This is a genomic window from Pedobacter rhodius, assembly GCF_027213645.1.
GTDB lineage: Bacteria > Bacteroidota > Bacteroidia > Sphingobacteriales > Sphingobacteriaceae > Pedobacter > Pedobacter rhodius.
The window spans coordinates 353610-368727 of sequence record NZ_JAPWGL010000001.1 but is presented as its reverse complement, the minus strand read 5'-3'; the positions used below and the strand labels follow the sequence as shown (position 1 = coordinate 368727).

The window sequence follows — 15118 nt, the reverse complement described above, 5'->3', positions numbered from 1 at the left end:
CCTATAAAATCAATCAATAAGCCTAAAAGACTTAAAAACACATGAAAATCCTTATCTGATTTTAAACAAAAAATATTAAATAAATATTTTTACAATAAAAAACTAAAAAAATTAAATATTTTTTAGTTAAAAATTAAAAATACATTATGAAATTAGTTTGTTTTAGGTTTGATTTTTTAAAAAAACAAAATTTTTAACGAAAAGAAGAATAAAAAATACACTAAAAATCTAAATAAAATAAAATAATACAACTTATAAATTAGTTTTATTACATTTTAATTAAAAAAAATGTTAAATACTTAAAAATCAATAGTAAATAATTAAGAAAAACATGTAATTGAAGTAAAATTTAAGTCTTAAATTAATTAATTTAAAAAATTAGAATTTCCAAACTTATTTTCAAATAAGTTGTTCCATTCTTTTCATACATTTAATTAATAAATAATTTAAAATGACAACTAGAAAAAAAACAATATCCATTATTTTGATTTTGGTTATATTAATTATTGCCGCTTTAGCGTACTACAAATATTTCTTTGTTTTTGGAGAAGGGGTTAAAGCCGGCGAATTAAATTATGTAGTTAAAAAAGGCTACATGTTTAAAACATACGAAGGGAAATTGATTCAGAGTGGTATAAAATCCCGACAAACAGGAACACTTCAAAACAATGAATTTGAATTTTCCATTGCAAATGAAGCAATTGCAGAGAAAATGATGGCAAATAGCGGCAAATTTTTTGAATTACATTATAAAGAATACAAAAACACATTGCCTTGGAGAGGTTTTTCAGTATACGTAGTAGATAGTATATATTCGGTTAAAGATTTGCCACAGTAGGGTTTAGAGGTTTAGGGAAAACTTAATTCTAAGATATAGTTTCAATAATATATCGTTAATCCTTCTTTTTTGGAAGTTTTGCGCCTTCTTTTCTGGCTTCTGATAAACCTATAGCGATAGCTTGTTTTTTAGAAGTCACCTTTTTACCCGAACCACTCTTTAGCTTTCCTTCTTTCATTTCGTGCATGGTTTCAGCTACTTTCTCACCTGCTTTTTCTGAATATTTTGCCATGTTTTTAGTATTTGGTATCTAGTATCTAGTATCTAGTATCTAGTATCTAGTATCTAGTAAAAACATTACTTTGAAAAGATTGGTTTTGAAAATTTAAACAAAAAAAATCCGGAGGTAGTTAAACCGTCCGGATTACTCATAATATATTTGGTTTTTAATAAGGTTGAAGGCAGAAGGTTTAAAAGGTATAAGGTTCAATGCATAAAGCCTTAAATCCTCTATCTTAAAACCCTCTACTTAGATAATATTTCCCTTGCGATAACAATCTTTTGAATTTCCGATGTGCCTTCGCCTATGGTGCATAATTTACTATCGCGATAAAATTTTTCTACCGGAAAATCTTTGGTATAACCGTAACCACCAAAAATCTGAACCGCCTCGGTAGCTACTTTTACGGCAACTTCCGATGAAAAATATTTAGCCATTGCCGATTCCTTTGTCATGGGCAAGTGCCTGTTTTTTAAATCCGCAGCCTGGCGAATCAGCAATTCTGCGGCTTCAATTTCCGTGGCCATATCTGCCAGTTTAAAACTTATCGCCTGAAAACTCGAAATCGGTTGCCCAAACTGCTGGCGTTGTTTTGAGTACGAAACCGCTGCATCAAAAGCACCTTTAGCAATCCCCAATCCCAATGCCGCGATTGAAATACGGCCACCATCCAAAACTTTCATGGCCTGTTTAAAACCTTCACCCACGTTTCCGAGTAAATTTGCTTTTGGCACACGGCAATTATCAAAAATCATTTCCGTGGTTTCTGATGCACGCATGCCCAGCTTATTTTCTTTTTTACCTGCTGAAAAACCAGGCGTTCCCCGTTCTACAACTATCGCAGAAATTCCTTTCGAACTTCCCTGCTCACCGGTTCGTACCATAACAACGGCTATGTCTCCGCTTTTACCATGGGTAATCCAGTTTTTTGAACCGTTAATGATATAGTCGTCACCATCTTCAATGGCAGTCGTCATCATTCTTAAAGCATCCGATCCGGTATTGGCTTCCGTTAAACCCCAGGCACCAATCCATTCAGCAGTTGCAAGTTTTGGTAGCCACTTCTGTTTTTGTTCATCATTACCAAATGCCAGAATATGCCCCGTACAAAGTGAATTGTGTGCCGCTAAGGATAAACCTATCGAACCACATACCCTCGCTACTTCTACAATAACATCAACGTATTCCTGGTAACCTAAACCTGAACCCCCGTATTCTTCGGGAACTAAAACACCCATTAAACCCAGTTCGCCTAATTGTTTAAACAATTCTACCGGAAAAGTTTGTGCTTCATCCCATTCCATAATATTTGGACGGATGTGTTTTTCGGCAAAATCCCGAACCATCGCCTTAACATTTACCTGGGTTTCAGTTTCTGAAAAATTATAGCTTACGCTCATTAATTATATTTTTTATGGGTTAGTTGCGGCAATGATAAACAATTATTTTCTAGTTATTTACCATTAAAAATTCGCACAAGTACAGAATGAAATGGTATTCGGTTCAATTAGTTTATACACTAATTTTAAACGTTGATAAAAACTGACAAAAGTTTTTTATTTATTTTTTAAAAAACTTAAACATTAATTATCCATACCGGTATAAAACAGGCAAACCAGCAATAACAAGTTAAAATGAAAGATAGGGTAACACCTTATCTATAACCTGAGGGGTTAAAATGGCAACCTTTTTTAAATCGTTTACATTAGCATATTTGCCGTGCTGTTTTCTGTATTGCAGAATGGCATTAATTTGTTTATAAGACAAATACGGGAAGGTTTTTAATGCATTAAAATCTGCAGAATTAATATTTATTATTTTTATTTCAGATGGATCAACAGAAATCTGGTCTTTTATCTCGGCATACTTCACCGAATCTAAACCATAAACTTCCATAAGCTGTTCTTTTTTATAGAAACCGCCCAAACGCGTCCTGTACTTCAAAATCCGGGTAGCGAAAGCTGGTCCAATACCTTTTATTTCGTCTAATCCTGCCGAATCGGCCTGATTGATTTCGACAATAACCGATGCCTTTTTTGTGTATTCCTTTTTCTCATATTGAAAATCCTTTTTAGCAAATACCTGGTGCTGATTTTCTATTTCAACATAAGGCAGAAGTTTTTTATACATTTCAGGAGCTATCGTATACATTTTCTGAAGGTCTTCTACTTTATAAAACTTCCCCCCTTTATTGCGATAATTCAGGATAGACTGCGCTTGCTTTAATGATAACCCTAATGTCTGCCAGCCTTCAGCATCTATTGTATTGGGATCGAATTTGAATAACTTCGATATTGGTTTATGGTTTGAACTTTCAATTTTATCGCGCGTGTACAGATAACTTTGCTCATCCGTAAACTTTATATTTTGAATGGAAGCCAACAGATTTGGGTCATCTTTTTCTATCGGCCTATAATAATTATATATTAACGGCAGAAATTTTAAAAATGCAATTATCAGAATCAAAAGCATTAACCCATTGAATTCACCCTTACTGAAACCAAAGTATTTACTGAGCCAGATTCTCATTGTGTGATATTAAGCGTGTATTATAAATATAAATCTTATTTTTGGGATTGCAAAAACAACTACTGTTCTGCATATCAACAAGCTAATTATTCTTATGAAAATTATTACGACCTCAGAATTTGCGAAGGCGACGAAAATAGATAAGTTGGGCGTTCCTGGATTGGCAGGTTTAATGATGGAAATCATGAAGCTGAACGACATCAACGATGTTTTCTCTCAGAATCAGCATTTTAAAGGTTTAGAGTTTGTAGATAAAATACTGGAAACCATTGGTGTTGCTATTGATTTCGATGAGGATGAATTAAACAGCATACCCAAAACTGGACCATTTATCGCCATTGCAAACCATCCTTACGGTGGCGTGGAAGGCCTTGCACTGGTTAAACTTTTATGCACGGTTCGCCCGGATGCGAAGGTTATGGTTAATTTCATTTTGAAGAAAATACCGAACCTGGATGAGTTTTTCGTTGCCGTAAATCCATTCGAAAACGTTCAGCATTCTTCAAGCATCAGCGGATTAAAAACGACTTTCGACTTGTTAAGAAATGGCACACCAATAGGGATTTTTCCGGCAGGTGAAGTATCTACTTTTAAATTAGATGCCCAGCAAGTAACCGACAGAATGTGGCATCCTGTAGTGGGGAAACTGATAGCAAAGGCAAAAGTGCCTGTGATACCCATATATTTTCATGGCAATAATGGTGTGTTTTTCAATATTTTAAGTTTCATCCATCCAACGCTCCGCACCGCAAAATTACCTTCGGAATTTTTAAATAAACACGGGCGTACCATTCGGGTTAGAATTGGCAAGGCAATCGGGCTTGATGAGATTTCGCACATGAACAAAACCAATAAGTTGATGGACTTTTTAAGGGCCCGCACTTATGCCTTAGGTGTTGGATTGGATACCGAAAAGAAACTTTTTAACCCGCTCAAATTATTTAAAATCAAAAAAAAGCCTGCTGAAATCATTGAGGAAACGTCGAGGGTTTTGATCAAAGAAGAAGTTGCCAACTTAGAAGATTTTAATGTATGGACAGAAAAAAACTATGAGGTTTATATTGTTCCGACCTTGAAAATCCCTAATATTTTAAGGGAAATTGGCCGTTTGAGAGAAATTACTTTTCGGGAGGTCGGCGAAGGAACAAACAAGAAGATTGATCTGGACAACTATGACATCTATTACAATCATTTGTTTATCTGGGATAAAGAACTGGAAAATATTGTAGGCGCTTACCGTATTGGTAAAGGCGATGAAATTTTAGAAAGTATGGGCCGCCGTGGTTTTTACCTTTCCGAACTATTTAAAATTAAAGACCAGTTTTATCCGATGCTCAGACAAGGTATTGAGCTGGGCCGTTCGTGGATTAGAAAAGAATACCAGGGTAAGCCGCTACCGCTTTTTTTACTCTGGAAGGGAATTTTAAAATATTTAATTGATAATCCGCAGTACCGCTACATGTTTGGTCCGGTAAGCATCAGCAATAGTTTTTCAAAATTCAGTAAAGCACTTATTGTAGATTACATTACCAAAAACCATTTCGATTATGAAATGGCTAAATATGTAAAGCCAAGAAATAAATTTAAAGCCGACTTATTACCAATTTCCACTGATACACTCGTGGATAGCAGCGATTCTTTTAAAGATTTGGATAGTATTATTGGCGATATAGAAAATTCGCACATCAAAATCCCGGTACTTTTAAGACAATACATGAATCTTAACGCAAAAATTATTTCCTTTAACATTGACCCTAAATTTTCGGATTGCCTTGATGGATTTTTACTCGTAGATACCCACAACATCCCACCTGAAATGCTGGAAAAATTAGGCAAAAACTTATAGCATTTAAATCAGAAAAACCCGGATATCCATCCGGGTTTTTTCTTATCAACTAACCTAAACTTTATAAATACTAACCAAATATTTATGGCACAAATATGGGGCTATTACATTATCAGAATGTTAACAGGACATTATAAAATCGACGTTTTTACCTCTGCAATATTTATTTTAGGCAACGCTTCAAAACAATTTTTTTCCATTTTAGTGAATCACCCTCTTTACTGTTGTATCATCGAACATGTAGGTATTACCAAACACTATAATTCACTTTCTAATCTAGACTTTGTAAGCCTTTTGTATCTAATATGATGGATTTGTTTATCTATAAATATTATTGGCTCAATGAAACAGGATTAATTGCCGGTTAATTTTTATGTTTAATTGAAAGGCAGAAATCTTCTTTTAACTCTGGTACAGTCAAAATAGCTGCATAAAACAATTTCATCATTTTGACATATTCTATATCTTGCTGACTTCTTTTAAATTTAGTTGAATATGTTATTCCAAGTAACTTAAAGATGTCAGAATAAATGTTATCTAAATCATACAATAGATATCTATGGTCTAGCGTAATACCAATATAACCTTTCAATTCTTTGGCTTTTAGTTCATCTAAATGCACCATTGATTTATCTCTGGCAAATTTTACATCTACTAGAAATTCACCATGTTCTTTTTCAAAACTTTCTACTTTATTTGCAATATCTTGTTTTTGCTCTAACGAGATATTATTATCTTCATTAATGATATTTAAGAAATGGTAGATAGAGTGTTTGCCGCGTTTCTCAACTAATATCAAACATTTTATAATTAAAATTTCTATTTGCTGACAATAGTATTCCATCACTACACCTATACTTAGTCCTTTCGCACCTTCTTTCATAAACACCTCATATTCAAAATTTGAAATAGATTCAATTCTACGCATTGTATCTCTTATCAAAATTCTAACTCTTTGTAAGGAAAGGTCATCCATAAAATGATATTTGTTTATAACAGGATGAAAGATAAATTAATATTTATAATTATTCTGGTAAAAGATTTAAAGATTGCAATACATAGCGAATATATTTATTGTTTACTGCACATCCCGCGTCATTCGGATGAACAAAGTCACCTCATTATAAACTGGCTTCAATCATGATTGCCATCTGTATCATATTATTCTGTATCATATCATAATACTGAATCAGAAATATCAATGTTTTTAACCTTTACAATTTTTCTTTCAGGCAGCGCTTTAAGTCAATTATTTTTACCATTTTACCTTAACATTCTTGTAAAATGATTTTTTTATAATTGAATCAATAGAATTTGACGATAAGGTTAAAAAACTTCTCAGTTAACATTATTCTGTTATCTTTAGCTATTCCATATAAGCATCGCTTAGCTTTATAAAATCAAAAAAGCTTCCCCTCCTTGTATTTGATATTTAAAATATTGCCCTCTTGAAATAAAATACAATCAGATTAAGCAATTTTATGACACTTATATCCAAGTCAGATTTTTCCAAAGCAACCGGTCTTTGCCATATCCCCATCCCCGGACTAACTTCTTTTCTGATGAGCATCATGAAGATAGACCACTTCAATGCCATCATCAGAGATGCAGATAGACTTGAAGGTGCTCCATTCGCTGATTATCTGATTAAAACACTGGGGGTTAAAGTGGATATAGATGCTGAAGAAATAGAAAACATTCCTAAAAATGGCGCCTTCATAACCCTTGCCAACCATCCGTATGGCGCAATAGAGTCTCTTGCCTTATTAAGTACTTTAGGCAGGCTCCGGCCAGAAAGCATGTTTATGGGTAATTTTCTTTTAAAAAAGATTCCTAATCTGGAGAAATGTATCATTGCGGTAAACCCTTTTGAAAATATTCAGGATACTTCGAGCATAAGCGGATTAAAAATTACGTTAAAAACCCTTAAAGACGGCATTCCTGTTGCTATTTTTCCTGCCGGCGAAGTTTCTTCCTTTAAAATAAAGACCCGAAAAATAACAGACAGGGAGTGGCATCCTGTTGTGGGCAAAATAATCTCTAAAGCAAACGTCCCGATTCTACCGGTTTACTTTCACGGCAATAATGGGTTATTCTTTAGTTTGCTAAAATTTATCCATCCATCTTTACAAACTGCTAAACTAATTTCCGAACTTTTTAATAAAAATGGCCATGTGCTTAAAATCAGTATCGGAAAGCCCATATTCCCAAGTGAAATCCCTTTGAAAGAATGTAACATCTCGATGCTTAAATACATCAGGGCAAATTTATATGCGCTGGGCGATGAGAAGCGCGGATAAACAATCTTGTTGAAAGTTAGTAAAGTTAAATCAACGTTAAAAAACCTCACATTGGTTTACATAAAGAAATTGTTGATTTATTATTAATTATATGTAAATTTAATATTACCAAATATATTAAATTGAAAACAAGGGCTTATAAATATTCTTCCATTGCAGCTTTATGCATTTGCCTGATGTTTTCGTTTGTAAAGGCGGATGCTCAGAATTACTCATTTGAATTCTACAATGGCACTTTTAATTTTAGTTTAGATTCATCAATTGTAATTAATACACCTGGAGCAGCCACTTCAGAAACCATAAAAAATTTCTACAATGAGATGAGTACCGGAAATTATGCTGGTCTAATTTCATCCTTAACTGCCTATAAGGAAAAGTATAAATTAAATGACTGGATTTATTATCAGCTTATCCGTAAAACGGCGGAACAAATTAGTCCGAAGGCTGAAAATTATAGCCGTTACACGATGTACAAATGGTTTTTACTTAATAAATGTGGTTACGATGCCAGGTTAGCTGTAGGCAATGAACAAATTATTTTCTATGTAAAAAATGACGAAGATATAAGTGACATCCCTTTCTTTATGATTGATGATAAAAAATATATGTGCCTTAATTATCACGATTATGGAAAACTATTTAAACAAGCCAATGCCTACAAACCGGTAAACATTTCAATTCCGGAGGGTAAAAATGCATTCTCATATAAGGTGACCAGAATGCCTGATTTTAAACCTGAAAGTTACATCGAAAAGGCCGTTGATTTCAGTTACAAGCAAAAAACCTATCATTTTAAGTTAAAAGTTAATAATGATGTTCAGGCGATTTTCGCTAATTATCCGGGTGTCGATTTTGAGTCTTACTTCAACATCCCATTAAGCAGGGAAACGTATAGTTCCCTGATTCCGATGCTTAAAAACAATGTCCGTAAAATGGACCAAAAAAAAGGTGTTGATTATTTAATGCGGTTTACCAGGTATGCTTTTTTATATGAAAACGACCAGGATAATTTTGGCAAAGAGAAACATTTATCACCGGAACAAACTTTATTAACTAAATATAGCGATTGTGATGACCGGGCTGCTTTGTTCTTTTATCTGGTAAAAGAAATTTACAACTTACCCATGGTTGCGCTCCTATACCCTACCCATTTAACCATGGCCGTTCAGTTTGATCAGCCTGTAAAAGGTGATTTTCTTATCTACAATGGGAAAAAATATATATTCTGTGAGCCGACACCTCAATTGCAGGATTTAAAAATCGGACAACTTTCTGCTCAACTGAAAAATGCAGATTATAAAGTTGTTTATAATTACGATCCTTCAAAATAGCCTCCCGGTTTTAAATTCATGTTAATTTAACATTAACTAAAAGTTATCAAATTAATAACAAAGGTGCATTTGTCATTTTTTAGGTTATTTTTAGTTTCAATTCAAAAAATCATTTGCCATGCAGCCTGTAATCTATAGTGTTTTAAAAGAATATTTCACTGAAATACATTCAAACCCGATAAAGGCCAGGATTATGTCGCCAATAAACAAGGAAGATGTTTTTGTATTTCAAACAAGTTTATATTATAAAAACCACAACAGTGCTGATGCCTACGAACCATCAGCCTCATTTACGTCTTTCGCCACAGCTGAGCGGCATTTACTTCAGTATCTGGAAGAATTTCAAAGCGCATTAGATATGGGTGGAACCATTGCAAAAGGTTCCGAGATTTAAATTAATCAGATTTTACCTCCCTGTTAGCTTTCGTATTCTGAATTTTCCTGGATTATATCTTTTTCATCTTTCTTGTTTCTGAGTAGAAATAAAATTAGAAGTGCCAAAAGAATAATTGCTGTTCTGATAAGTAATCTAGGTGCGTAGTCAAAGTTTTAACTTATAACAGATAATTAAATATTATTTAAAATTAGTTGTTTGTTAAGCACTTACAAACCTGTTAACATAATCATAATATTAATTTAACAATTCGATATTTTATCTTTGAAAAAATCCCTGATTAGTTAAATGAAAAAGAATAAATCAAAGTCGAAAAATCATTCGACCAGCAAAAAATTACGTAAAGACTTAGAATCCAAATTAGCAGCAGCAATTAACGAAACGGTGGGCCAGTTTGGCAAAGCAAAAAAAGCGGATAAAGTTATTGAAAAGTTTGCTAAACAACTTTCAAAGCGAATAAGCATTGTTACGCCTGAAGATTCAATAACGTCATTTATTAAAGAAGATAAAATTTTACCGCCGGTAGCAAAAGAAAAAGCGGTAAAGCCTGTAACAACTAAAACAGTTGCACCGAAAGCAAAAGCTCCGGTTAAGAAGGAAGTTTCAGAATAAAATAAAAAAAGCCGGAACAAAATGTCCGGCTTTTCTATTCATTGAATTATTATATTTTATTTAACGGCTCCCGGAGTTGTGTAAGCTAATGTTTGCGCATCAACTTCAGCCCAGCCAGATGCCCAGTTTTCTGTACCGAAAGCACCTTTGTAGGCAACCTGTGTAAAGAAAGAATTGGAAACTTTAGCATTTGTAAAGGCTGCACCTGTTGCAGCTACAGAATTAGCCGCTAATGTGAAACCTGCTGTACCTAAAGTAGCACCTGAACCGAAATCGCTAAAGTATAAATAAGGATTAGCGTATAATGCAGAGGCAAATGTAGTTTGAGCGAATGTATTGTCTAAACGTAATTTAGCTTCAATCGCAGCAGCAGCAGCAGCATTACTTACGCTAACTTCTGTTGTTTTTGTACCATAAATTAAGTTATTGGCAATTACCATGCTACCACTGGTAAAGTTAGCTGACGTGGAATTAGCGGTTACAACTTTAGTATCATCAATATATAAGCCGATTGGGAAACCAGAAATTACTGAGTTTAAAATACTGATAGATGAATTACGACGAATTTGAGCACCATGGTAAAAGTTTGCATTGAAAGAACCACCAGCAGCTTTTATCGGACCTAACACAGTTACATTTGAGAACACAGCAGATGTTTTAGGTGTTTGGTCAGTTCCTGTTGCATTGTTATCAGATTCAAAACCATTAGATTGAGATTGATCTGCTACAGTAGAAACACGTTGGGCTAAAGCAAATTGAACATTTCCTGAATATCCGAAATCTGTATCAAAATCATCATCCCAGGTACCGATAGCCAATAAGTGTTTTGCATTTACTGTACCACCAAACCATTCGAAAGCATCATCGCCAGAACGATAAACCTGAATATAATCAAGTGTAGTACCATTACCAACCCCACCCATTGTTAATCCATTAATCTCATTATCAACTGAATAAGCGATACCTGCATATTCTATACGCACATATTTCATTGTTCCTGAATTATCAGCTGCATCAGTACCACCATAATAGATGTATAATTTTTCGTCTTTACCAGTTGGTTGAACTAAACCACCTTCAATTTTAACATCCGTACCTTGATTAACCGGCGCTTTACCTAATAAAATTACACCACCCCAGTCACCTTGGCTACGAGCACCCGAAGCTAAAGCCGATGTAAAAACGATTGGTTTATCTACTGTACCTGTAGCGTTAATTTTCGAACCGCGAGTTACAATTAAAGTACCTTTAGTTGCTTTATCACCTTTAATGATTGTTCCAGGCTCAATTGTTAATGTGGCGCCATTGCTTACAAAAACGAATCCTTTTAATAAATAAATTTTGCTTGCAGACCATGTAGTATTTGCGGAAATCTCGCCACTAACCTCTACAACACTTGTTGTAGAACCACCTGGTGTTTCTGTAGATGGTCCTTCTACAATTACATTCTTCTTACAAGAAGTTGAAAATAAAACTACTGATAAGGCAAGTAGTATAAATTGGTTTTTCATTTTTTTTGCTTTAAATTTTTTACAAATAGAGATTTTTAATTTTTCTTCAGGATTAATATCCTGTTACCATATTGTTAATGACTAGAAGGTATAGTTAAATGATAACGAGATATTTGTACCAGACCTGTAAGATGAAAAAGTCTCGTCGCCACCATTTCCAACACTACCATTATATTTTTTATCACCATTATAGTCAAAGTAAATTATACTTCTTTGGTTAAGGATATCTCCGGCATTTAATTTAAGTTCACCTTTTGATTTGAGTACTTTATAGCTCACCTGAAGGTCGATTACATCTCTTGGGTTTTCCCAGGTGCTTGGAAAGTTGATGCCACTCGCCTGAACAATTCTTCTACCGATTTTATTGTAAAGGATATTGAAATTAAGTTTATTCTCTAAAGCACTATGCTGTAAACCTGCGTTGATAACATATGGTGATTGACCAACCATCGGGCGTGTTTTATCAATATAGTTCTGATCAGTAGGATTTGTAACTTTCGACTTGATTAATGATAAGTTAACATAGGCAGTAGTATTTTTAAAAAAGTTGCTCTCGTTTACAAAGTTTAAATTTTTTCTACCCTCAAACTCCAATCCATAGGTATAAGCCTTCGGTGTATTGAAGAAGGAAACATCTGGTGTTGATAACACATCGTAACGATAAGATTCGATTGCATTTGTAAAGTGTTTGTAGAAAGCAGATACCGAGAACAACTGACCAGCTTCCGGATAAATTTCATACCTGATGTCTGCGTTATCAATTAATGAACGCTTTAAGTTCGGATTACCAGTGATGTTACCTAACAATTCGTAATCATAATATGATGAAAGAGATAACTCTCTAAATTCTGGTCTTGCTAATGTGCGGTAATAAGATGCACGTAAGTTTGCTTTTTTAGTTAAGCTATAAGTTAAGTTTACAGATGGCAAAACATCAACTTGTGAATCATCAACATAAGTTTTACTGATGCTCATCACTTTTACGTTGTAGCTTTCTACTCTTGCACCATAAACTGCTCTGAAATTTTCACCAAACTTTTGATCTAGCATTACATAACCATAGTTCGTAAATGAATTTGCTTTGTAGCTATCCAGTTCACCACCAACTTCTGCAAGTCTGTAAACACCTGATTCAAATAAGGATTGAGAGAATATTTGATTAACCGGCAAGCTTCTGATTTGCGTTTGCAAATCAGCATTGTTTGTAATTAACTCAGCACCGATAAAACGTGCAGTAAAATTACGGTCGCGATATTGAGAACCCAAGCCAACTTTAAAAGTTGTGGAAGCATCAAATAATTTAAACGGCGTGCTGTAGTTTACATCGCCCGCATAAATGTTTTCATTTAAATCGGAGAATAATCTTGTATTATCCTTACCTAATGAAGTAATATTCGCCTGATATAATACACTTGGGTCGTTTTGAGCAGCTAATGGTTTTGTATAGTTAATTTTTAATTGATTTGGCTGATTGTTACCGATATTGCTATATGAAGCCGTCCATTTTAATTTATTATTACCTTCACCAATTTGATGATCGCCTTCTAAGGTCGTTTTGAAAAGTGATTTTTGCATAATGTCGTACGCATAAAACCTGTTTAAAGAGTTCCCGTCTTTTATACCTGTTCTTTCGGCATAGGTATCATCATAATTTCTGTTGTAAATATTTTTAAAGCTAATCTTATTCTTTCCAAAGCTATAAGCAAAGTTCGCCAAACCACCCAAGTTGGTGGAAAACCTATATTGGTTATCGGTGTAATTATAAACATAGAAATTACGCTCTACATCCTGATTTATTGTTTGTGCATTTCTGTAAGTTGCTGAGATTAAAGCACCGAATGTATTACCGCTTTCAAAATGCTTTACCCTGCCCAAACTTAACTGATAATTTTGAGTTGGTAATGCAGGCCTATTTTTCACTGTTAAATCATTAGGCAATGATTTTAGCGCCGCAATATTTTTAGCACTTGATAACGTTCCTTTAGCGACCTGCTCGCTGCTTGGAAAGTTTTCGGCCAACTGTTTCGAACCATCTTCAAATCCTAAATAATTCTGGACATTCTTTTTTGTTGCCGAAAAATCTTTAAGAGTTGATTGACTATTATAACCATATCCGACACCAAATGAGAGAAAATTTTGATCTGGAATATCTTTTGTTACAATCTGAACCGCACCACCTGCGAAATCTGCAGGAAGATCGGGCGTTGCCGTTTTGCTGATGGTAATTTTATCAACTAGGTTAGATGGAACAATATCGAAAGAGAATGCTTTTTTATTTGCTTCTGTACTCGGTAAAGTAGAGTTATCAAGCGTTGCCGTATTATAACGATCACTCAAACCACGAACAATAACAAATTTATTATCCTGAATGGTTGCGCCACTAACACGCTTCAAAACATCCGAAGTATTTCTATCTGGCGATTTTTTGATTTGTTCGCTTGAGATACCATCAGAAATTAAAGCACTATTTTTCTGTTGAGCATATAAAGTATTTATAGATTCTTGTTTATAACTTGCTTTTACAACAACTTCACCAAGATTTTGTCCGCTTGCCTCACTAAGGATTACACTTAAATTTGTAACCGCAGGTGCTTTAACTTCAACATCTGAAACTTCCTTTGTTTGATAACCAACATAAGAAAACTCTAGCGTATACTTTCCATTCGCCATGGCCTGAAGCGTGTATTTTCCATCTACATCAGTTGAAACGCCTTTAGTAGTACCTTTAATTTTTACCGTTACGCCAATTAAAGTTTCTCCGGTTTTTTTATCGCTTACAGTTCCTGAAATTTTGCCTGTTTGAGCATAAGCAGCTATGCTTAAGAATAAAACCAGCATTGTGAATGCTGCGCTTTTAAAAAGTTTGAGTGAGTTCAATTTGCCTGTATTTAATTTTAGGCAAAGCTATTACCACAATGTTAGCTATATGTTAGATGTTAATTAAGCTTTGTTTAGCTAAAGGTTAATTTAATGTGATCAACTACTGGTTTAGTATTTAATACCCACTTTCTTGCAAATGAAGTGTAATAACCATATCGGCCCGATTAACAGGAATTTAACATCGTCTAAAAAAGATGGCTTTTTCCCTTCAATTTTATGCCCGATGAACTGTCCAATCCATGCAACCACAAAAATGACTAAACAAACTAACCAAACCGCAGGTCCTCCAATTTTCTCCCAATTTTCTAATGATACAATTCCCCAGCTCATTAAGAACACTAAAATTAACATCATATAAGATAGTACCGGCGAAAGGCGGTAATAATAATAGATAGAGAAGGCAATTAAAAATGATGCCCAGTTTACGAAACCATTGTATTTTCCTAAAAAACCCAGGTGAGGAAAGGGTATTAACCAAACTAAGCCCAATAAACTAAATATAATAAGCGGCACGCAAACCCAATGAATGGTTTCGTTGGTGTGGTTGTTATGGCTTTCCTGGTATTTATCAAAATAAAGATCTACAGGACGTTTTACTTCAATTTTTTTGGTTTGCTTGCTCATTATGTAAAAATAAAAAAAGCGATGGAATATCCA

At 34.2% G+C, this 15118-nt stretch carries 13 protein-coding genes; 6 read left to right on the top strand and 7 right to left on the bottom strand.

Annotation, left to right across the window (positions count from 1 at the left end):
- The first annotated feature begins 451 nt into the window (after positions 1–451).
- Entirely contained in the window at positions 452–838 is a 387-nt protein-coding gene (locus O0931_RS01755; RefSeq protein ID WP_269413842.1) for a hypothetical protein, read from the top strand.
- A gap of 55 nt (positions 839–893) precedes the next feature.
- Here O0931_RS01755 and O0931_RS01750 read toward each other — a convergent pair whose 3' ends face one another.
- From O0931_RS01750 to O0931_RS01740, 3 genes are all read right to left on the bottom strand, one after another.
- Positions 894–1070, bottom strand: a complete 177-nt coding sequence (locus tag O0931_RS01750; RefSeq protein ID WP_269413841.1) for a DUF6496 domain-containing protein — start codon at positions 1068–1070, stop codon at positions 894–896.
- A 233-nt stretch (positions 1071–1303) separates the two neighbouring features.
- Positions 1304–2458 carry an acyl-CoA dehydrogenase gene (locus tag O0931_RS01745; RefSeq protein WP_269413840.1) on the bottom strand — a complete coding sequence of 385 codons (1155 nt, stop codon included), beginning with the start codon at positions 2456–2458 and terminating at the stop codon, positions 1304–1306.
- A 229-nt stretch (positions 2459–2687) separates the two neighbouring features.
- Positions 2688–3587, bottom strand: a complete 900-nt coding sequence (locus tag O0931_RS01740) for a ComEA family DNA-binding protein (RefSeq protein WP_269413839.1) — start codon at positions 3585–3587, stop codon at positions 2688–2690.
- 94 nt (positions 3588–3681) lie between these two features.
- On the opposite strand from O0931_RS01740, the gene O0931_RS01735 reads away from it, so the two are divergent.
- Positions 3682–5433 (top strand): bifunctional lysophospholipid acyltransferase family protein/GNAT family N-acetyltransferase, encoded by a 1752-nt coding sequence (locus O0931_RS01735; protein ID WP_269413838.1) that lies wholly within the window; start codon positions 3682–3684, stop codon positions 5431–5433.
- Positions 5434–5797: 364 nt separating this feature from the next.
- Here the strand turns inward: O0931_RS01735 and O0931_RS01730 are convergent, their stop codons facing one another.
- Positions 5798–6409 (bottom strand): hypothetical protein, encoded by a 612-nt coding sequence (locus tag O0931_RS01730; protein WP_269413837.1) that lies wholly within the window; start codon positions 6407–6409, stop codon positions 5798–5800.
- 505 nt (positions 6410–6914) lie between these two features.
- Between O0931_RS01730 and O0931_RS01725 the strand changes: the two genes are divergently transcribed.
- From O0931_RS01725 to O0931_RS01710, 4 genes are all read left to right on the top strand, one after another.
- Complete coding sequence (locus O0931_RS01725; protein ID WP_269413836.1) at positions 6915–7733, top strand: 1-acyl-sn-glycerol-3-phosphate acyltransferase; 819 nt, start codon at positions 6915–6917, stop codon at positions 7731–7733.
- Between the two features lie 122 nt (positions 7734–7855).
- Positions 7856–9064, top strand: a complete 1209-nt coding sequence (locus tag O0931_RS01720) for a hypothetical protein (protein ID WP_331283616.1) — start codon at positions 7856–7858, stop codon at positions 9062–9064.
- 118 nt (positions 9065–9182) lie between these two features.
- Complete coding sequence (locus O0931_RS01715; protein WP_269413835.1) at positions 9183–9458, top strand: hypothetical protein; 276 nt, start codon at positions 9183–9185, stop codon at positions 9456–9458.
- Between the two features lie 288 nt (positions 9459–9746).
- The gene (locus O0931_RS01710) at positions 9747–10070 is read left to right on the top strand and encodes a hypothetical protein (protein ID WP_269413834.1); all 324 of its coding nucleotides are present in this window, start codon (positions 9747–9749) and stop codon (positions 10068–10070) included.
- Between the two features lie 56 nt (positions 10071–10126).
- Here the strand turns inward: O0931_RS01710 and O0931_RS01705 are convergent, their stop codons facing one another.
- The 3 genes from O0931_RS01705 to O0931_RS01695 all read right to left on the bottom strand — a co-directional run bounded on the left by O0931_RS01705 (position 10127) and on the right by O0931_RS01695 (position 15085).
- Positions 10127–11581: a hypothetical protein gene (locus O0931_RS01705; RefSeq protein WP_269413833.1), complete on the bottom strand. Its 1455-nt coding sequence runs from the start codon at positions 11579–11581 to the stop codon at positions 10127–10129.
- 81 nt (positions 11582–11662) lie between these two features.
- Complete coding sequence (locus tag O0931_RS01700) at positions 11663–14419, bottom strand: TonB-dependent receptor (RefSeq protein WP_269413832.1); 2757 nt, start codon at positions 14417–14419, stop codon at positions 11663–11665.
- A gap of 150 nt (positions 14420–14569) precedes the next feature.
- A complete protein-coding gene (locus O0931_RS01695; protein ID WP_269413831.1) occupies positions 14570–15085 on the bottom strand; it encodes an Mpo1 family 2-hydroxy fatty acid dioxygenase in 516 nt (171 codons plus the stop codon).
- Between the last annotated feature and the right edge of the window lie 33 nt (positions 15086–15118).